The following is a 21,142-nucleotide window of genomic DNA, read 5'->3' as shown; positions in this document are numbered from 1 at the left end:
AACTAATAAGAGTAATATGTTTAACTGGTTACTGTTCTTCCAGTTTAGCATCTTTTGGTATAGCACGTGTACCGCTGTACAGCTCATATTCCAGCAGGCGGCAATCTATAATGCTGGTATAAAATTCTATACGGCGTTTTGCTTTAAGGCCGATTTTTTTTGCAAGTTCAAGGTTGCCGGTAAATACATATCCGAAATAACCACCGCATTTTTGTTTCATAAAATCACCTATGCGGCTATATGTTTTTTCAAGTTCAGTTACTTCTCCTAAACGTTCGCCGTACTCAGGGTTAACATAAAAGATACCGGGAACATTCTCAGGTATTTCCGTATCTGCAAAGTCACAAACAGAGAATTCTATAAGGTTTGCCACACCGGCTGCCACAGCATTTTTGCGTGCATTCTCAATTGCTTTAGTGCTGTAGTCTGTTGCAATAATGCGAAGATCTGGTACTTCTTTTATTTGTTGTTCCAGTAATGCATCCTCCTGCAGATAAACTTGTTCATCATATCCTTTAAGGTGCATAAAAGCATAATTGGTCCTGAATAGGCCGGGCCTGCGATTTGTAGCAATCATTGCAGCTTCAATAGCTATAGTTCCCGAACCGCACATTGGGTTTACGAATGGATTTACCTTATCCCAGCGTGATGCATAAATTGTGGCAGCCGCCAATGATTCCAGCATTGGAGCCTGGCCTGGTATTTTGCGGTATCCATGACGGGCAAGTGAATCTCCGGATGTATCAATAAAAACTTCAGCACCCTCATTTTTCCAGAACAAATGAATTACTGCGCCTGTTAACGCAGCACCTGTAGAAGGACGTATTCCCGTTTTATTCCTCATCCTGTCTATAATGGCATCTTTTACCCGCAGGTTTGCAAACATGCTGTTGTTGATGCTTTCATTGTTCACATTGCTGGTAATAGAAAAATATCCGGATTCAGGTATTATATTCTCCCAGGGGTAGGAGCATAGATTATTATATACATCATCTGCATTTGTAGCCTCAAAGGATTTAAGGCTATATAATACCTGGCTGGCACAACGCAGGTTAAGATTAAGTTTGATACATTCATTAACCGTTGCCTTCAGCTTTATACCGGTTACAAAAGTTTCTTCAATATCGAATCCAAGATCCTTTGCTTCCTGTTCCAGGTAAGGCATCATGCGCTTGTGACAGGTAATGGTAACATTCCCGGTAGTGGTATATATATGCATAAAGCGCGAATATAAATCAAATTACCGGAAGCATTCACCCAAACCAACTGGCTCGCTTTGCTTTCAACCTTATTTAATTCCCTGACCTGGTGTCATTTATGGTTTAACCAAAAACCTGTTTTTTGATTAATTTTCAAAAGACCCCTTATTTTAAGGCCAGACCTTTCTAAATTTTAATAACCTATAGAACTTTTTAATAAATTTAAAAAGTTATTAAAAAGTTAAGAGAAGTATATTATCTTCATAAAGTTTAATAAAACATTGACCCGACAGAATGGAAGAGAAAAATTTAATGTATAGGAACTCTGTTATCAAGGAACTATACTTTGCCAAAACGCTTTCATGTGCGGATCTAAGTGGGAAAATAGGTAAAAGTCTTCCACTTACCGCCAAAATATTGGCAGAAATGATTGAGGAAGGGGATGTAGTAGAAACAGGGTATGCGGCATCTACCGGCGGACGAAAGCCGGTTATGTATTCAATGAAACCGGATATCATGTTCATCGTATCTGTGGCAATGGACCAGTTTGTTACCAGGATTATTGTTGCGGATATGCAGGGAAATTATGTGACGGAAATTGAAAGATTCGAGTTGCATTTGTCGAAAGAGCCACAGTGGCTATATTTATTGGGGAACAAGATTGAAGAGGTTATCAGGAAGTCGGGCATTAAAAGAGACAATATTGCAGGGATAGGAATAGGTATGCCGGGATTTGTGGATGCCGGGAAAGGAATCAATTACTCCTTTCCGGATGCCGGAGAAGAAACCATTACCGGGTATATTGCGGAGAAAACAGGAGTACCTGTATATATAGATAATGATTCAACCATAATCGCACTGGCGGAACTTAAGTTTGGGGCGGCCCGCCATAAAAAGAACGCCATGGTAGTTAATATAGGATGGGGGATTGGTCTGGGATTGATTGTTAATGGGGAACTGTTCCGGGGGCATAATGGTTTTGCCGGTGAGTTCAGCCATATACCTCTTTTCCTGAACGGGAAGTTATGCAGCTGTGGTAAAACAGGCTGCCTGGAAACAGAAACCTCATTACTGATAATGGCTGAAAAAGCAAAGGAGGGATTAAAAGCAGGACGGGTTTCTTTGCTGCAGCAACTACCGTTGGATTCTTTTGAAGAGGTGAATGAAAACCTTCTTTTCGCAGCTGTAAAGGGAGACCGGTTTGCTGTGGAATTATTGTCGGAAGCAGGATATAATATCGGTAGAGGGGTAGCTATTTTAATACATCTTTTCAATCCGGAATTAGTGGTATTGAGTGGAAGAGGGTCCCTTGCGGGTAAAATATGGCAGGCTCCTATACAACAGGCATTAAACGAGCATTGTATTCCCAGACTTGCTTCCAATACAGAAATAGAAATTTCAGAAATGGGATATGAAGCAGAATTAATCGGAGCCGCCGCGTTGGTTATGGAAAATTATAGAATGGTGAATGCAAAGAATATTTCCTTTAATTAAATAACAAGCATGAAAACGTAAACATGAGCACTAAAGACTGATCATAAAAAAAACCGGATCCTGTTTGCAGCAGAACCCGGAAGAAATTTGATCATCCAGTACAAAACGAGACACTAGCACTAATGACTGTTTAAACTTTCAAAACCAAACTACACAAAAGTATGGAACTACTTTTACATGGCAAAGTCCCTGTTAAAGGGCGGCTTTTGCATGCCAACCTTATGCTTATCCCTATCCTGATCCTAACAGCCTCTTTGCACGTAAGTGCAAAGAGCTTTTCCCGGATAAGACTCTCCTCCAAAAACATCTTACCAGAAAAATCAAAAGACGCTTCTTATCTCCCACACATCCTTACAGATATTCACGGACAGGTGATAAATAAGAATGGGGAACCAGTTGCTGGTGTAAACGTAACAATTGCTGGAACATCGAAAGGTACAGTGACCGATGAAAAAGGAAATTTTCAGATTCAGGCAGGTGAAGGTGCCGTGCTGGTCTTTTCTTATGTAGGGTATCAGACCACTAAAATCACGCTGGGCGCGTCTTCTACAGTAAGTGTAACACTACTGAAAAGCGAGAATGCAATGAATGAAGTAGTTGTTACCGCACTTGGTATTGGCAGACAGAAAAGAGCACTTGGTTATTCCCAGGAGCAGATTAAAGGAGTTGAAATAGCTCAATCCAATGCGCCCAATGTTGTTAATGCATTAAGCGGCAAAATGGCCGGTGTAAATATTACCAGCCCCAACGGTGTAGATGGTGGCAGCACGAGAATTATTATAGGTGGAAATAATACCATAACAGGAGATAACCAACCTTTGATTATTATAGATGGAATGCCTATGGATAATACAATTCCCGCTGCTGCTCAGGACGTTACAGCTCCTAAGGATTGGGGTAGTGCTATTAACCTGATCAATCCGCAGGATATTGAAGATATGAGTGTATTAAAAGGTCCTGCTGCTGCAGCTTTATATGGTGGCCGTGGTGCAAATGGTGTAATATTAATTACTACCAAAAAGGGAGCTCAACGGAAAGGATTAGGCGTTGATTATAATTTCGGTTATAAGGTAGTGCAACCTTACCGTTATATTAAAATGCAAAATGAATATGGAGCAGGAGGGATGGTATCATTAGATGCTCCTCAATACCGGAAAGATGCATCAGGTAATCTGTTGCTTACAGATGGATGGGAACAGTCGTTTGTAGATCAGAATACGGGCTCAGGACCTTATGGCGTGGCGCTTTGGAACCAGGTTAGCTGGACAGGCACTGGGGTATCCTGGGGACCTAAAATGGATGGCACTGAAATAACCTGGTGGGACGGCACTAAAAAAGCGGATGTTCCTCAGCCGGATAATATCAAATCTTATTATAGAAATGGTAGCCAGGCTACACACAACATTGCCATTTCAGGTGGAAATGACTGGGGTACTTTACGGGCTTCCTACACAAGGGCGGATAATATGGCTATTATTCCCAACTCGAAGTATTCCCAGAATTCATTCAACGTAGGTACTGCTATGAAACTAAGCAAAAGGTTGAATGTCCAGGTGAATGCTTCTTATTTTACAAACGTATATCTGAATGCGCCTGCATTAGGAAATACAGAAGGTACGCTTCAATCTAATCTCATATACGCTTATAGCAGAAATTACAGAGGTTTTGATGATCTTGGAAAATATAAACTTGCTGATGGATCCCGGAATAGTTACTCCGGCTTTCCATGGGCTGGTAACGGTTCTGCACAATACCTCTACTGGAATACGTATGAAAAAAATGAGACGGTTACCAGAAGAAAATTAATAGGCTCGGCACAAATGAATTACGAAGCTACTGATTTCCTTAACTTCCTTGTAAGGGCAAGCGTGGATGCGAATAACAATGAAGACCTTACTATTAATAGTCCTACTGATGCTACCGGAACAATTGGAGGTACATATGGACACGGGCTTGTAAGAGATATTGCAAATAACTACGACTGGCTGGCAACACTTCATAAGGACAATATTGTTAAAGACTTCAGTGCTAAATTGTCTGTAGGTGGTACATTCTATAAAAGATCGATGTACGGTATTTCCGGAACAAATAGTCCTTCTGCATATGCCAATCCGTATTTAACTTATTTTGCTAATTATGCGGGTTCTACTCAAACGAGCCAGATTCCATCAGAATCCTGGTATGATAAAAAGCTGAATTCTGTATACAGCTTTTTGAACCTGTCTTACAAAAATTATCTTTACCTGGATATCACGGCAAGGAATGACTGGTCTTCCACATTGCCTAAAACACAATGGTCCTATTTCTTCCCTTCTTTTTCTGCCAGTTATATATTTTCAGATGCGTGGCATATTGATCCTTCAGTGTTAAGCTTTGGTAAAATAAGAGCTGCATGGGCAGAAGGAGCGGTAGATGTTCCTCCTTATATCATCAATACAATTTACACTTCATCAAGTTTTGCAGGTCAGCCAACCGCGAGCCTGCCATCTGCATTGCCTGCAATAAACTATAAACCTCAGGTAAATAAAACAGCAGATTTTGGTGTTGCACTTGGATTTTTACAGAACCGGATCAATTTCGACTTTAGATATTATCATGGTCGTGCTACACAGCAATTGTTAAATTCACCTTTGCCTATTTCTTCAGGTGTTTCAAGCATTATTGTTAATACAGGTGTATTGGAAAATTCCGGTATAGAAATGATTCTGAGAGCAAGGGTAGTAGATCAACCACACTTTAAATGGGATGCGAGTTTAAATATGTCTAATAACCGCAATCGTCTTTTATCTCTTACAGAAGGTGCTACCCGGGTAGATATGGCAAACATTTGGGGTGCAAGTGGAAACTATATTTCAGCAGTTGTAGGGCATGAATTCGGTACTATTATGGGTTACGATTATGTTTATGACTCTAAAACACATAAACCTTTGCTGCAGGATGAAGCAATGATTATGCAGAACTTTGGTGTGGATGCTGCAACAGCAGCGAAGATGAAGGGTACTATGTATCAGTCAACCAGCACAATGGTACCTATTGGTAATGCAACACCAAAATTCAGAGGAGGTATCACCAATACTTTTTCATTTGGCGGAGGTCTCTCTATCGGTACTTTGATAGATTGGAAAATCGGCGGACAAATATGGAGTGGAACATACGCTTCTACAATGCAACAGGGTACTGCTCCTCAAACCCTGAAAGAAAGGGATGGCGGCGGCCTTGCCTATACCACACCTGATGGTACTTCAACAAAATGGGGTGTTGTTTTACCGGGTGTTTATTCCGATGGTACTGTTAATACTAACGTAGTACATTACTATTATAAATACATGCAATACGGTGTATGGAGCAGTGGTCCTAACGGAAGCAGCTGGATACATAGCACAGGCGTTTTAAAAGATACATGGTATAAGTTGAGAGAAGTATCTATCAATTATTCGATACCAGCCAATATCATAAAAAAGACCAAAGCATTCCAGGCTGCATCTGTTTCATTAGTAGGAAGGGATTTGTTCTATCTGTATAGTTCATTACCTAATCATATTAATCCGGAAGGTTCCAATGGCGCCGGTAATGCACAAGGTATTGAGTTCGCTTCTTTACCGGGCGTTCGCTCAGTAGGGGTACAGCTAAAGGTGTCATTCTAAAAAAATGCCCCGATTTATTCACTTAAAAACTTATACTAACATGCATTCAAAAAGCATTTTTATATACTTATTGTTCGGGATGTTTATTTGCGCATCCTGCACAAAGGATTTCCAGGAGCTGAATACTACACATAATGCTCCTTCATCTACTACGATTGGGCCTTTGATTAATCGTATCGACAGTTCACTTTTTTTAGGCAGTACCGAACAGGGTGCCATTCATAACGATTATTATTATCCGATAACGCAATTAGCTGCTACTGCTGCTTCTTCAGCGTTCGTGTTATCCAATGGTGTTGATGAAATCTGGAACAATTATTATAGTACGCTTCAGGATATAAACCTGGTTCAGGATAAAATAAATGCGGTTGCAGATCAGGAATCCATGAAGAATATCCAGGCAGTATTATACATTTTACGTGCCTATAAAACATTCAGGGCAACAGACCAGTTTGGGGATATTCCTTATTTTAAAGCAGGTAAAGCCTATACTGGAAGCGTATCAAGTTTCAGGGTTGCTTATGACTCTCAACAACTGATCTATGACTCATTGTTGGCTGATCTGGCATGGGCTGTGAAGAATATTAACACAGCTGCCAGTCCTGTAACGACTCAGGGAAATGCTTACCAGACATTGGGTAGTTACGAAACGTTTTTGGGTGGCGATATGACTAAATGGCAAAAATTCGCTAATTCCCTGCGGTTACGTTATGCTATGCAAATGGTAGAAAAAGATGCTGCTACTGCTACCCCCATTATTCAGGATGCATTGAACAACGGTGTTGGCTTAATAGGTGATGATGAAGATATATGTCTGTGGCCGGCTTCATTAGGAGGGTATGATGTAGCATCAAGGTGGTTTAGCTTTTCAACAGGTGGAACCGGGCTGGTACGTATGAGCAGTACTATGTGGAACATGGTGTCTAATAATACTACCGATGCAGGTATCTTTGATCCCCGCGCTAAACTTTTTGTTGAAACGAATGCAGCAGGTAACTGGGCTCCTTATGTTATAGGTGTTAGTCAGGGTGATAACATAAATGCATACACTTATGCAAGTACAGATCCTACTAATAAAAACGGGAGTATATATTCACTTATTAACTGGTATCTTATTCGTGATGAGTGGTATATTCCAGAACCTATCATGACCGCTGCAGAAGTACATTTCTTAAAAGCGGAAGCGTATGCCCGCGGACTAGGAGCCAGTCTGGATCTGACTACTGCTGAAACAGAATATAAGGCAGGTATAACCGCATCGGTTAATTTCTGGTACAAAATAGCAGGGAACACAAAAACTGCCTCAGAAGATTGGACAGCAGTAGCTCCTTCTACTCCTACTACTTTGGAAATGCAGACTTTTCTTGCCAATCCCAAAGTCCTATTTACCGGAACCGCTGCTGATGCATTAAGTAAAATTTATGCACAGGAATGGTTGTCTTATTTCAGGCAACCCTGGCTGGCATTTAATTTATGGAGAAGAACTGGTAGCACACCTGTTGATGCCAGCAGCAATCCAACATCAGCTTATACAACTTTTTATCGTCTTCCCTATGCTCAGGATGAAGCGGTAAATAATACAGATAATTATAATACCCAGATCAGCAAAATGGGTGGAAATAACACCAATTATAAAGTTTGGTGGATGAAATAGAGAACAGAGCACAATGAAAACGGGCGTATCAATTTTGATACGCCCTTATTTTTATTCAGACTTCTTAATAACCCCAGGTATTAGAATCCCAGCGTGCCACTCCGTTCTGATAAATTACCAGATTACCATCATCCTGCAGCACTACATAACCACCGGGATAATTATAGGTTCCGGAGTCCCAGTGTGCAGCGTTATTAGTATCGTAAAGTACAAAGTTACCGTCTCCCTGCATTACAGCCCTATTAATGGATGAATTACCGTAAGTGCCGGAATCCCAGAGCGGAACATTGTAATAATATAGCACAAGGTTACCATCCCCTTGCATAACGAGGATAAACCGTCCATCGCTGGAACGGATTAATTGTCCTTGTGAAAGCTGCTGTCCTGCCTGTAAGTTATTTGGACCTCCTAAAGTAACCGGGTAAAGCGACAATAATGCAATCTGGTCATAGTAAGAGAATCCTCCCCAGTTTACACCACAGGTACCTCCATTCATGATAGACGAGCCATCAGTGGCAGGGGTACTTGGAATATGGATAGCGGATGATTCACCTTGTGGCTGCCAGTTAGTGTGACGTAATCCAACACAATGTCCTAGTTCATGTGCCAGCAATAATGTTAATTGTGCTGTACTCGTAAGGCCGTAATAGTTTAATGTATATTCAGAAATGTAAACAACATTGAAGGGCTGACCATTAGAAAACGGAAATCCTGCTTGTCCGCAAATGCCTAATTGTAAACTATTCTGGGTAATTGTAATATTAGCACTTGCCGAAGAATATACCCTTGACATTTGTATGCCGGATCCTACTGCATTATAAGCAGCAATGACATTGTCAAGTATACCACTAAGGTTAATACTACTGAATGATCCGTCAAGATATACGTTTATATGACGATAGGCAGGAGCCACCAGGTAAGGAGAGCGGGCCTGTTCTGTTGTAGCACCATTTGCATTCTGTCCGGGTTCTTTTTTATAAAAGATGATATCATGCTGTACAATATAGCGATCAGGTAATTCTTCAATATCACTGGGGGCATAACCTTCTTTCAAAATCCTTTTAAAAACAGGATCATCGCTACTGTTTGCTACAGGCGAAGTTGTTTTTTGTGCGTTCTCTTTGGAACAACCGACTGCTAATGAGATTAACAGAATTACGTAAAATAAATACTGAAGTTTGCGCATACAAAAATGGTTAATTGATTAATAAATTTTTTGAGATAAGAAAGAATAATTGTCCGGGGGGAGAACGTGATTTCATGTTGAATAGTTAATTATGGGTTTTCAAATAAGGCACACCTATTACATCGCCGGAGTTAGCGTGAGTAAGGGGGCTTGTCTATAATGGTCCTCTATGGCAGGGGTTTTCAGTCCGCCAGCATTAATAGGGTTTAGTTCTTTACGACAGTTAAGTTATTCTTTGCACAATCTTATAAGGTTTGAATGTATTTGTACGACAGTAGTTTGCATTAAGAAAAAACGGGTTACAATGACAGGGCTCATGAGGGATTCATTTTATCTAAGATAATAAAGAATCTTCAATTGTAAAAATCATGCTTTTAAAACATTGCTTTTCAGAGGAAAAATTTCACTGTCGCTTAGTACCCGGGTAGTAACTTACGTGTTGAATTATAATTATGAATAAATACTGGTATATATCATCAATTGGAACTTGTCCATATTAATATATTGGGATAGCATTTTTTTTTAGTAATTTAAAACAATAAATAGTAGATCGTTGTTGACTAGGAAGATTTAAATGAGCACCACATATAATGAAGTAGTAATTATTACATATACGAACGTAATAAAAAGTTATTTTCTCTTGTATTAATTTCGGATCTCAACCAGAAGCAAATCATTTTATAGTATAGTTTGGATTCGATACCCCCAAAATGTTAACGTATAAAAGTTAGAATATTCACCCCTTAGTAATAAACCATTTAAAAGATCAAAATTCAAATTGCATTTTATGGAAGAACAAAAGGCTGCCGCGCCTACACGCTGGACACGTGATTACGTGTTTGATGTCCTTAAAGATCTCGGTATTCATTACATTTTTGGTGTTCCCGGTACAAATGAAATACCTATTATTGATGGCACTTCTTACCCGGAAAATGAGGTGCAGTATATTGAATGTCTCCATGAAAATATTGCTATAGGTGCAGCAATGGGATCTGCCCGCATGACGGGAAAGCCAGGTGTACTCGTGGTACACGTTACGCCAGGTATTGCGCACAGTATAGGTAATCTGTTTAATGCTTACCGTTCAGAAATGCCGCTCGTGATTCTTTGCTGTCAGCAGCAAAATGAATTAGTTACTCAGGAACCATTACTCGCTTCAAATCTGGTTGATCTTGCCAAACAATACACTAAATGGGCTCATGAGGTACGTACTCCCGATGAAATACCACTGGTGCTGCAAAGAGCCTTTAAAGAAGCAATGGCGCCTCCTAATGGCCCTGTATTCATCTCCATTCCCTGGGATTTTACAATGGTTGCTATTGAAGACAATCATAAGGTAAAAGGAGTTACCCGTATATCACCGCATTTTACAGGTGATGATGCCACCATTAAACAGGCTGCCGATTTGTTAGCTGCAGCCAGCAAGCCAATTATTGTTGCAGGAGATGCTGTGGGGTATGCGGATGCATGGCCGGAATTACAGGAATTAGCGGAACTGATCGGGGCTCCCGTAGTATTGCAGACCTTCAGTAGTGTGGCTAACTTTCCCAATAATGATTATCACTGGCAGGGAGAATTGCCTGGTAGCCAGGCTGGCGTACAAGCTGTGTTTGAACAGCATGATGTGGCATTCCTGGTGGGCTTCGGTGCGCAGGCCCAACTGGCAGTTTATAAATATTCTGATGGCCCGCTCTTCCCTCCACATGTAAAACAGATTTATCTTACCAACAATACCTGGGATATAGCTAAGAACTATTATGGGGAGGCTGCCATTTTCGGGGATGTTAAAACTACGCTGCCAATACTGAATAATTACATCAGCTTACAGCAACCAGTTGGAGCGGCTGTAAGGAATGAGAGCATGAAGAAACTGGCGCTGGACCGTACAGCTAACTGGGATCAATATCTCCAGAATGCATTGCAGCAAGAAGAAATATGGGCGGTTGTTATTGCAAGGGCGCTGAAAGATGCAATAGAAGAACGTGATATGACGAATGACTTCGTATATGTGCATGAAGCTGTTTCTGATGGTGCTCCCTTCCAGTATTATCTCCCATTTGGTACTACAGGTGCAAAACCTATCAGTTATTATTGTGTGGCCGGTGGTTCGCTGGGCTGGTCAATGCCCGCTTCTCTTGGGATCAAACTTGAAAAGGAAACGATACAGGGAATAGGAACAAAACTGGTGATTAATGCTGTAGGAGATGGATCTTCTCTTTTTTACCCGCAAACCTGGTGGACAGCTGCTCATCAGAAATTACCCATCCTTTATATCATCACCAATAATCACGAATACCATACTTTACAACTGGGCTTACAACAAGTGGTGGCTGCTTATGGTTCCGCGCCGGGTTATGAATGGAAACCAAAAACTATGGATCCGGATTACCTCCGGCTAGAGAGACCACGACTTGACTTTGTGGGTATTGCCAGAGCCTTTGGAGGTGAGAATGGTGAGGTGGTAAATAAACCTGCAGATGTAAAAGATGCAGTGGCAAGGGGAATAGATCATGTACTCAATAATGAATCTTCCTACATCCTGGATATGCGCATTGCTCCTAATACACCAACAAGCCCTACCTCCAGTACACAACATTATATAGAACAACCAGTCCTGGATTTCTTTCATAAACAGGCTTTGAAGTCTAAAATGCTGAAATCGGGCAGTATAAACATTCCATCTAATATTCCTTCAATTTTCTAAAACCATTATTATTATGTCAAATGAACAAATCGACATTGCCATTGTGGGTGGTGGAGTTTCCGGCATTTACAGTGCCTGGAAACTGCAAAAAGAATACCCCGGCAAAAAGATCGTAGTATTTGAGGGTAGCGACCATATCGGCGGCCGCTTACTTTCTGTAAAACCACCAGATATTCCGGATATGGTGGCTGAACTGGGAGGAATGCGCATATTAGAAAACAATCAGTTTCTGATAGTAAAACTGATTGCCGATCTGAATGCTATATTACCCGATGAGGAACAGATTACCTTGTACGATTTTCCGGTAGATGAACCTCAGAACATTGCATACCTGCGCGGAGAATTTCTTCGTTTGATTGACTTTACAACAGAACCAGACAAAGTACCTTACAACCTCTCTTTTCTTGAAAGAGGAAATGGCCCAGGTACTATTATTGTGAATGCTATTGAACAAATTGTTCCAGGTATTACCGATATTACGCTGACGGATGAAGAGCGTCGTGAAATGACAAAGAATGCGACCTTTGATCAAATTCCACTGTACGAATGGGGTTTCTGGAATCTGCTTTACAGGGTTATCAGCAGTGAAGCATATCAGTTCAGTATGGATGCCGGTGGATATGATTCTACGCTGGTTAACTGGAATGCAGCAGATGCTATTCCCTGGTACTTATCTGATTTCGGGATCTCACCAGAATATAAAGGTTTTACCAATGGCTTTCAGCAGGTACCGATTACGCTCGCGAATCTGTTTGAAGCAGGTGGCGGAGAAATACGTCTGAATCATCAACTCCGTAATTTTGTATGGGCCGATGGGCAATTTGAACTTATTTTTGGCGATGGGGAATTGATCAATGCCGGACAACTTATCCTGGCTATGCCACGCCGGTCGCTGGATCTTCTGGCTACTCACAGTCCTAAACTGCAGGAGATTCAACCCCTCATTACCAGTGTTACTCCCCGTCCTTTATTCAAACTGTTTACCACTTATGCGAATCCCTGGTGGAGAATATCCGGATATACGGATGCAACAGGTGAGTTCATACCGGTACAGTCGGGCCGTTCAGTAACAGATCTACCGGTAAGGCAAACTTATTACTGGCCTAAGAGCGACGGTACTCCTGCAACAAAAGGAAAGTCTATGCTTCTTGCCAGTTATGATGATGGTACTAATATCGGATTCTGGGATGGATTAAGACCTCAACGTAAAGCTGCCTGGCAGGAAGGGCGCTCACATACGCTTCTGGCCGATCCGTTTATTGGAGAAGATGACAAAAAAGTAAAAGCAATAACTGAAGTTGATGAAGGCCTTAACCAGACCTGGGATCAATATCAGGCACCCCGGCGGATGGTGGACGAAGTAGCCCGCCAGTTAAAGCAGATGCATGATCTGGATTATACTCCAATGGTTAAAAGTGCAGCATTCCGTGATTGGGGCGAAGATCCGTATGGTGGTGGATGGAATAGCTGGAACATCGGTGTTAAAAGCTGGGAAGTGAGGGATAAAATCGTGCATCCGATAGAAGATTGTCCTTTGTATATCTGTGGGGAAGCCTATTCAGATGCACAGGGATGGGTAGAAGGTGCTTTACAGACTGCGGATATTATGCTTGCAAGTTTTATAAAACAACCACAGGCAGCAGCTGCCGTTGAATTGGTGCATCGCTAATATATTCTATCAAACAAAAAGAATGATCCCTGGTTAATATAAGTTTGTGAAAATTTATATTAATCAGGGATCATTCTTTTTATGCTATTGGCAATTATAAGTAATAGAAGTAGCAGTAATAGATAGCACCAAAGAAACATGATGCAACAGTATATAGAATTATTTACAGGAGTATTTAATTAAAAGGTGTGAGAAAGACTGTGTTGCAAAGGACCTGCTATTATGACCAGCAAGATTGATGGAGATAGGAAGTCCGTAATTATTGTATGCATATCCATCCACTGGTCGTGGATTATTTACACTGTAATCCCTGTCTAAAAATTGCCAGTTGGAATTGAGAGCATGATAATTGATCTTGTTATCATAACTGAATGTATAAGTATTTGTACCCTCTACGATCTTTTCAAGGTTACCAGCATGGTTATAGGTGTATAGCCTGGTTGAATGTATTACATCAAAGCCATAGGTATCCGTCGATTTAATAATCCGGTTTTGGTTATCATAAGTATATGTTGAAATATTACGTACGCCAAGGTAGGGGCGACCTTCCAGCGGTTCAGGTTTGTAACCTGGTCCTATACGTCCGAATTCATACGTTGAGTCAAGAATGACCCTGCCTTTTGTATCAAGATGATAGCGGTGCCAGGTATCAAAAACTATTTCACCTGTATATGAAGGATCTGCATAGATGCCAATAAAATCGGTCATTTGCCCCTTGTGATTATACCGGAATATAAAATTAGGTCTACTCGTTGCTGTTTGGCTCCGGATCATACTTACAGGATTCCCTTTATTATTATAAGCAATAACAAATGAATCTTCCTCGGTCGATTCCAGATCACCTATCACCTTTGTGATCTGGCAGGAAGGCGCGCAAGGGGGGATGTTCTGGCCTTTATGGCAACCGGATAATAACAAGCCGGTAACAACCAGCATTACACATGCGGAAGTAATTAGAAATGACTTCATGGAAATTTTTTTGGTGTATGAATAATTACTAAACGGTGGTGTAACGGTATATAGGAATTCTTTTCCGGAAATGATAATTAAGAATTGGGGGTGCTTGTTATGAAGGTACTAATTTAAAAGTAAATTGGACAACATTTAAACCATAGTTATTTCAAAATATTTTGTCATTCCACCTTCTTGATACTACTGTTCAAAAAAGGCGTTAAAAGATCAATTGGAACAGGGAATATAGTTGTTGAATTATTTTCTGTAGCTATCTCCCGTAGTGTTTGCAGATAGCGTAATGTTAATGCACTGGGTTGATCTGCCAGTATCTTTGCTGCGTCGGCAAGGCGTTGTGATGCCTGGAATTCTCCTTCGGCTGCAATTACTTTGCTGCGACGTTCCCTTTCTGCTTCTGCCTGTTTGGCCATAGCCCGCTGCATTTCCTGTGGCAGATCAATTTGTTTTACTTCTACATTGGAAACTTTCACTCCCCAGGGCTCAGTATTAGAGTCAATGATTTGCTGAAGCCGGTGGTTAATTTTTTCCCGTTGAGAAAGAAGATCATCCAGCTCGGATTGTCCTAACACACTTCGCAACGTTGTTTGTGAAAGTTGTGATGTAGCCATAAGGAAATTTTCAACTCCAACTATGGCTTTCTGAGGTTCAATTACCCGGAAATAAACTACCGCATTTACTTTAATGGAAACATTGTCCTGCGTAATAACATCCTGTGTCGGCACATCCATCACTACCGTACGCAGGCTCACTCTTACCATCTTATCAATAACTGGTATCAGGAAGATAAGGCCGGGCCCTCTTACTCCATTATTGCCTACTAAACGGCCTAAGCGGAAAACCACCCCACGCTCATATTCGCGAAGAACGCGGATAGAATTTGACAGGATCAGGATGGCAAAGAAAATAAGTATAATACTAACAACGGGAAACTGTACCATAATATTTATTTAGAATTAGTCATGTGCTTTTTCAACATATAATTTCAGGTTTCTCATTTCCTTCACCAGAACCCTTTCTCCTGTATTGATTTTTCCTGCAACCGATTCGGCATTCCATACCTCTCCCTGTAGCCTGACGGTACCCGTGGGATCAAGTGTATTTAATACCTCTGCTATCGTACCTGCCATCGCTTCTATTCCTATAGCAACCTTTCGTTTTTGTGCTCTTAATCCCATACCTATCACAAAAAGGAAAAATAATGTTGTCATAATGGTCGAAGAAATAATGACAGTCTGAGAAATTTGTACAAACTCTAATGACGAATTGCTTTTAATTAACATCATAGAACCAAGCAGGAGTGAGGAAACACCGCCAATAGCTAATATTCCGTGGCTTATAATTTTAATCTCCAGCAAAAAAAGAATAATACTAAAAATGATCAATGCCAATCCTGCATAGTTAATAGGCAGGTAATGCATTGAATAAAAGGCGAGGATAAGCGAAATAACACCAACAATACCCGGAAGAATAGCGCCGGGGTTGTATAATTCAAACAGTATTCCATACATTCCCAGCAGCATGATAATATAGCTGATGCTTGGATCACTGATGATATTCAGTATGTTTTCAACAAAACTCATTTCGTACTTTACTACCTGGGCTCCTTTTGTATGTAACGTTATAGTTGTTTCATTCAGATTAACCTGTTTTCCATCAACCTGGTTCAATAAATCCCGTTCATTAACGGCAATGAGATCAATGACTTTTTTCTCCAGCGCTTCTTTCTCTGTGCTGGAAATACTCTTGCGAACAGCATCTTCTGCCCATTGCATATTACGGTTTCGTTTTTCTGCAATCGTGCGGATAAATGCTACTGCATCATTTAGTCCTTTTTCATTCATGATTGAATCAGGTGCTTTTCCTAATGAAACAGGATGTGCTGCACCAATGTTGGTGCCCGGAGCCATCACAGCAATATGGGCGGCTGTGGTAATGAAAACTCCTGCGGAGCCGGCATGTGCACCACCGGGTGAAACATACACAATTATGGGCACTGGCGATTCCAGTATATCACTAACGATAATCCGTGTTGATTGAAGTAACCCACCTGGAGTGTTGATATAGATAAGCAGACAAGTTGCTTTTTCCTGATGGGCCTTGTCTATACTTTCATGAACGTAATCTGCTATAACAGGATTAATAGAACCATCAATTTTTATAGAAGCAACTTTTTGTGCAGAAAGCGCAAATGGAAGGAAAAAGAAATAATATGGTAAAATACGTTTCACAAAACTTCAGTTTGTAAAGTAAAATCCCAATCTGGTTTAAAAGAGCTACTGTAAGATACTGAATTTCAGTAACATTATGAATTGTCAGAACCGGATAATTTCGCAATTTTAGTGATGACTTCCGCCTTCCCGTCCAGGTCGTAAACGGTCACGCCATCCCAGTTTCCAATGTCAATCGTAGCTGATCCGGGAGATATATTGTTCATATTAATACTATTTGGCCCATAGTCCACTGTCCAAAGAAAAGTACCGTTACGCTTATACGCCTATTCAGCTTAACAGCGTTTGCACCCACGGCGGAGCGATAGATGTTGAAACCTATACCTGATGGATCAAACCCCAATAACCTCCAGCTCACAAAAATATTAGACCCGGTTCGTACTGCAACCACGCCACGGCCAAGGGTTTCCATCTTTCGTTGTGCATAAGTGGTGCTCAATAGGAAGGGGATGCTCTGGTAAAGGAGCCTCATTTTGGTTTTCATAATCCGTGGGGTTTAATTCTTATAGGAAATTAAACATTTTATCAGATTATAATTTGTCAGGTTTAGCTATTTGTCATTTAAATGAATTGATAATTATCTATATTTGATTTCTTAAAACTTATGCCATGACTGACAACTCATCTCAAGATCATCACAACCACTGTAACGTACCTGCTAGTTTCCACAATCTACCTTTTGTCTATTGCCAGGAGCTAGCAAATGCTAACGGAAAAATAGAGGTATCCATAATGGTACCTGCACTTAAAGGAAGCACACTGACTTGCGTATTTAATGGGGATGCCTCTTATACTATTACTATCGTCCCTCCGGCACATCATCATCATCATTATGAAATCTATACATTCAACGAGTCTCATACTCCCATTCCCGGGGAAACGGAAGTTCTTGTTCGTACAGTAATAGATGGACCTCCAAACGGAACTGAAAGAGGTACAGTGTCTTTACCTGACAGTGTTCATTTCCCAAGATAATAATGCATACACGATTTATTAGATATCCGCTTATTCTGGCATTGTTATGTCTTATTTCAATTTCCGGAATAAAAGCTCAAAGCCGTTGCTCTTTTTCTTTACAACGTATAAATGATACCGCTCTCATTTATAAGCAGCTGTTAGCTGCCGAAAAACAGATTAAGACTTCCTGCTTTCATGAGATAGAAATACTGGCAAATCAATTATTGCCTGTATGTGATTCACTTCATTATAAAGCAGGTTTAATAGCCTGTAATAATTTGCTTGGGTTAATCAATGGATTTAAAGGGAACGCAGATACTGCCAGTCTTTATTTTCAGAAGGCGCTCACTTTAAGCAAAGGGAATAAAGATGACAGGGAATACTGGACAAAGGTATATATGGGCTGGATATACAGGGATAAAGGCGATTATAAAACCGCCTCTTCCTTGTTATATTCTGTAATGGAATATGCAGGTAATCATAACAACAAAGCATTGCTTTGTTGTGCACAGATTCAATTAGGGCAGATAGCCGTGTCTCTGAAAAATGAAGCAGAGGCCAATAATTTCTTTTCGGAAGTATTGAAAATAGCTGAAGCAGAGAAACTGCCGGAATTTGCAGCTTTGGCGTTGCTGAATCTGGGAGAAATGGCATTACGTCAAAAACATTTTCCGCAGGCACAGGAACGTTTGTTAAAGAGCGAGAAATTGCTTCGGGAAAATGCTTTAATCTATGACCTGGCGCATGTATATAATAGTCTGGCCCGCGTAGCAATGGCGCAGGAGAATTTTACACAGGCAGAATATTATTATAATAAGAGCGGGGAAATAAAAAAAGAGTTTGGAGATCTGCATGGCCTTGCTGTATTATACAACAACCTGGGCGATCTCTATGCTGAGCAATACAAGGATAGCAAAGCTATAGCCGCTTTTAAAGAAAGTGCAACTCTTGCCAATAAGATAGGTTCGGCAGATATAAAACGGGCTGCATTTTTAAATCTTTCCATTTTAATGGAATATGCAGGAAAGTATAAGGAGGCACTGGATTATCAAAAAGCTGCAACTTCATTGCACGATAGTTTGTGGAACATTGCAAAGACCAAAGAAATTCTTGCACTGGACGAGAAATATAAGGTGGCGCAAAGGGAGAAGTACATTCTTTCTCTGCATGCAACAGCACAGATAAGTGAGGCCAATGCCCGTAGTAAAACACGGCAGCGAAATTTATGGATAGCTGGTTTTGTATTTATCTGCATTCTGATTGTGATTGGGTACTACGCTTTTCTTCAAAAAATAAGGTTAAACCGAATTATTACCTTAAAGAATGAAGAGCTGCAGCAATTGAATAAAACAAAGGATTATCTTTTTCATGTTATTGGACATGATATCCGGTTGCCTTTATCCGGATTAAGTCGCATAGCCGATCTTATCAATTACTGTTTACAACATAATAAAACAGACAGGCTGTTGAAGGTAGGAGATGATGTAAGGTTAACCGTACAACGTATAGATCATTTACTAAGTAATTTGTTGACATGGGGATTAAGTGAAACGGGACAAATGGCTTTTCACCAGGAGAAAATACCGGTGGCCAGGGTATTTGAACAGGTAGCTTCAGATTTCGCTACAGAACTTAAAAAGAAAGAGATCCATCTCAGCAATGATACTACAGAACAGGTTTACGCTTTCGCAGATAATAATTCATTGAAAGTGATTCTGAGAAACATGTTGGCGAATGCTATTAAATTCACACCGGTCAACAGTACCATTCATATTGCGATTAAAGGGGAGGGAGATCAATGTTTGATAAAAATAAGAGACCAGGGAGAAGGGATCAGTACTACTAAGGTGAATAAACTCTTTTCAACACAAAAGAAAGAGCTTAGTTATCAGGGACCGGAAGCCGGTATGGGAGTAGGGTTATTCATTTGTCAGCAAATGGCTGTAATGAATCAGGGAAGTATTTATGTAGGCAATCCGGATGAAGAAGGCGCTGAATTCATTTGCGCATTACCTCTCGCAGAGTCTTAAACAGAATGATTTTATGAGAAGCTTGCAGGTACTTGTTATAGAGGATAATTATACTGATAGTCTGCTGATGGAAGCAGATCTTACTGCTATGGGGCACTCTGTTTGCGGAATTGCCGATAATATGAAAGATGCTTTGGGGATTTACCTGGAAAAAGATCCGGACATAATACTTATAGATATTATGCTTCATGGTAAAAAAGAAGGTATCGCGATTGCTGAAAAAATCAGCAGCAGTTCCCAGAAAAAGCAACCTTTTATTTTTATTACCAGTCTGATGGACAGACCTACTTTTGATCAGGCAAAAGCTACTTTTCCAATCTCATACCTGACAAAACCTTTCAATAAACTTGAACTGGAATATGCAATAGAACTTGCTTTACAGAACAAGCAACAACATAATACATCAGCTTCCGATAGTTACGCTGCTGAAACATTTTTTATAAAAAAAGGGAATCATCTGATCAAGGTTCCTATAATGAGTGTTTTTTATATTGAAGTAGAAGGGAAATTTTCTAATATTTTCTGTGAAAGAGGGAAATTCCTCATTGAGCTTCCATTGAAGGAAGTCATGGAAAGACTGCAGGGATTCATGTTTGTAAGGATCAGCAGGAATTGTATTGTAAATCTGAAAGAGGTAAAGGAAATTGATCTTACAGAAGATGTAATCATCCTTCAGAATAATACCCGCATTTATATGACCCGTCGTTATAAAGCTGATTTCCTGGAACAATTCAAACCATTAAAATAACAGGAAGGTTTGCCGCAAACCTTCCTGTTACCATAGCTATACTAGAAATCTGCTGCCAGAAGATTCCAGGTTTCATTAGGGTCTCCTTTACTCCAATCCCATACATACACTTCTGTTCCTGGAGGATAAGGCCCATTACCTTTTACATTTAAATTCATGTCGGTGTTGTTCCTTAACTGAATGGCTGTACCCGCAAGATTCCAGGTTACCCTTTGATCTGCCATCTCCGAAACTTTACATTGCCTTACTGGGGCAAAGTTTTCAGGTGCAATAGCAACTAACCCCGTTTTCTTATTTAACAGCACAATACCTATATAATTTCCTTTAAGGTCATAAACAATAGGTTGCCATAGTTGACTATCATCACCTTCTTTAAATGTATTAATAATAAGATTGCCTGTAAGATCATTGTTGTTAACAGACAATACAGTATTGTTTTCTATTCCACAGCGTGGTTGTATACGGTAATACATAGTAATATTCTTTTTGGTTTTTAAATCTCGTATGTTTCTTGTCAGGCTCCGGAACCATTGCTGAATACCTTACGAAAATAAGGCTCAAAAGAAGAGGAACTGCTGCCAGGGGCATGAGATGCTGGAAAAGAGGAATAAGTGGTTGAAAAGGGGTTATATTTCATTTACAGGGTACTACAGCCTC

16 protein-coding genes are annotated in these 21,142 nt (G+C 40.4%); 8 read left to right on the top strand and 8 right to left on the bottom strand.

Going from position 1 to position 21,142, the window contains the following annotated elements; all coding sequences use genetic code 11:
* Nucleotides 1-28 precede the first annotated feature (28 nt).
* Nucleotides 29-1,219 carry a THUMP domain-containing class I SAM-dependent RNA methyltransferase gene (locus BM176_RS16725; protein WP_090105109.1) on the bottom strand — a complete coding sequence of 397 codons (1,191 nt, stop codon included), beginning with the start codon at nt 1,217-1,219 and terminating at the stop codon, nt 29-31.
* A gap of 274 nt (nt 1,220-1,493) precedes the next feature.
* Here BM176_RS16725 and BM176_RS16720 point away from each other — a divergent pair, with 274 nt between their 5' ends.
* The 3 genes from BM176_RS16720 (at nt 1,494) to BM176_RS16710 (ending at nt 7,991) form a co-directional block, all read left to right on the top strand.
* The gene (locus tag BM176_RS16720) at nt 1,494-2,693 is read left to right on the top strand and encodes an ROK family protein (RefSeq protein WP_090105107.1); all 1,200 of its coding nucleotides are present in this window, start codon (nt 1,494-1,496) and stop codon (nt 2,691-2,693) included.
* Nucleotides 2,694-2,854: 161 nt separating this feature from the next.
* Complete coding sequence (locus tag BM176_RS16715) at nt 2,855-6,337, top strand: SusC/RagA family TonB-linked outer membrane protein (protein ID WP_090105105.1); 3,483 nt, start codon at nt 2,855-2,857, stop codon at nt 6,335-6,337.
* A 79-nt stretch (nt 6,338-6,416) separates the two neighbouring features.
* The gene (locus BM176_RS16710; protein WP_177230432.1) at nt 6,417-7,991 is read left to right on the top strand and encodes a SusD/RagB family nutrient-binding outer membrane lipoprotein; all 1,575 of its coding nucleotides are present in this window, start codon (nt 6,417-6,419) and stop codon (nt 7,989-7,991) included.
* 64 nt (nt 7,992-8,055) lie between these two features.
* On the opposite strand, the gene BM176_RS16705 is transcribed toward BM176_RS16710, so the two are convergent.
* Nucleotides 8,056-9,177, bottom strand: a complete 1,122-nt coding sequence (locus BM176_RS16705; protein ID WP_090105099.1) for a M57 family metalloprotease — start codon at nt 9,175-9,177, stop codon at nt 8,056-8,058.
* A 787-nt stretch (nt 9,178-9,964) separates the two neighbouring features.
* Between BM176_RS16705 and BM176_RS16700 the strand changes: the two genes are divergently transcribed.
* Both BM176_RS16700 and BM176_RS16695 read left to right on the top strand, forming a co-directional pair.
* Nucleotides 9,965-11,881: a thiamine pyrophosphate-binding protein gene (locus tag BM176_RS16700; RefSeq protein ID WP_090105097.1), complete on the top strand. Its 1,917-nt coding sequence runs from the start codon at nt 9,965-9,967 to the stop codon at nt 11,879-11,881.
* 13 nt (nt 11,882-11,894) lie between these two features.
* Nucleotides 11,895-13,550, top strand: coding sequence for a flavin monoamine oxidase family protein (locus tag BM176_RS16695; RefSeq protein ID WP_090105095.1), 1,656 nt, complete (start codon nt 11,895-11,897; stop codon nt 13,548-13,550).
* Between the two features lie 159 nt (nt 13,551-13,709).
* On the opposite strand, the gene BM176_RS16690 is transcribed toward BM176_RS16695, so the two are convergent.
* From BM176_RS16690 to BM176_RS32515, 5 genes are all read right to left on the bottom strand, one after another.
* Entirely contained in the window at nt 13,710-14,519 is an 810-nt protein-coding gene (locus BM176_RS16690) for a hypothetical protein (protein ID WP_143097834.1), read from the bottom strand.
* Between the two features lie 164 nt (nt 14,520-14,683).
* The gene (locus BM176_RS16685; RefSeq protein WP_090105092.1) at nt 14,684-15,460 is read right to left on the bottom strand and encodes a slipin family protein; all 777 of its coding nucleotides are present in this window, start codon (nt 15,458-15,460) and stop codon (nt 14,684-14,686) included.
* Nucleotides 15,461-15,475: 15 nt separating this feature from the next.
* Nucleotides 15,476-16,750, bottom strand: a complete 1,275-nt coding sequence (locus BM176_RS16680; protein WP_090105090.1) for an NfeD family protein — start codon at nt 16,748-16,750, stop codon at nt 15,476-15,478.
* A gap of 74 nt (nt 16,751-16,824) precedes the next feature.
* Entirely contained in the window at nt 16,825-16,956 is a 132-nt protein-coding gene (locus BM176_RS32955; RefSeq protein WP_255373528.1) for a hypothetical protein, read from the bottom strand.
* Nucleotides 16,953-17,162, bottom strand: coding sequence for a rhamnogalacturonan endolyase family protein (locus BM176_RS32515; protein ID WP_255373550.1), 210 nt, complete (start codon nt 17,160-17,162; stop codon nt 16,953-16,955). The genes BM176_RS32955 and BM176_RS32515 overlap by 4 nt, the downstream gene beginning before the upstream one ends.
* A gap of 197 nt (nt 17,163-17,359) precedes the next feature.
* On the opposite strand from BM176_RS32515, the gene BM176_RS16670 reads away from it, so the two are divergent.
* Genes BM176_RS16670 through BM176_RS16660 form a run of 3 tightly spaced genes read left to right on the top strand, consistent with a single transcriptional unit; the run spans nt 17,360 to nt 20,485 of the window.
* Nucleotides 17,360-17,725 carry a hypothetical protein gene (locus BM176_RS16670; protein WP_090105087.1) on the top strand — a complete coding sequence of 122 codons (366 nt, stop codon included), beginning with the start codon at nt 17,360-17,362 and terminating at the stop codon, nt 17,723-17,725.
* A gap of 2 nt (nt 17,726-17,727) precedes the next feature.
* Nucleotides 17,728-19,737, top strand: coding sequence for an ATP-binding protein (locus tag BM176_RS16665; protein WP_090105085.1), 2,010 nt, complete (start codon nt 17,728-17,730; stop codon nt 19,735-19,737).
* 13 nt (nt 19,738-19,750) lie between these two features.
* Nucleotides 19,751-20,485, top strand: a complete 735-nt coding sequence (locus BM176_RS16660; RefSeq protein WP_177230431.1) for a LytR/AlgR family response regulator transcription factor — start codon at nt 19,751-19,753, stop codon at nt 20,483-20,485.
* A gap of 41 nt (nt 20,486-20,526) precedes the next feature.
* Here the strand turns inward: BM176_RS16660 and BM176_RS16655 are convergent, their stop codons facing one another.
* A complete protein-coding gene (locus BM176_RS16655; RefSeq protein WP_090105082.1) occupies nt 20,527-20,958 on the bottom strand; it encodes a hypothetical protein in 432 nt (143 codons plus the stop codon).
* Between the last annotated feature and the right edge of the window lie 184 nt (nt 20,959-21,142).

The organism is Chitinophaga sp. CF118 (genome assembly GCF_900112615.1).
GTDB lineage: Bacteria > Bacteroidota > Bacteroidia > Chitinophagales > Chitinophagaceae > Chitinophaga.
The sequence above is the reverse complement of the archived record's forward strand: the minus strand, read 5'-3'. Positions and strand labels throughout refer to the sequence as shown.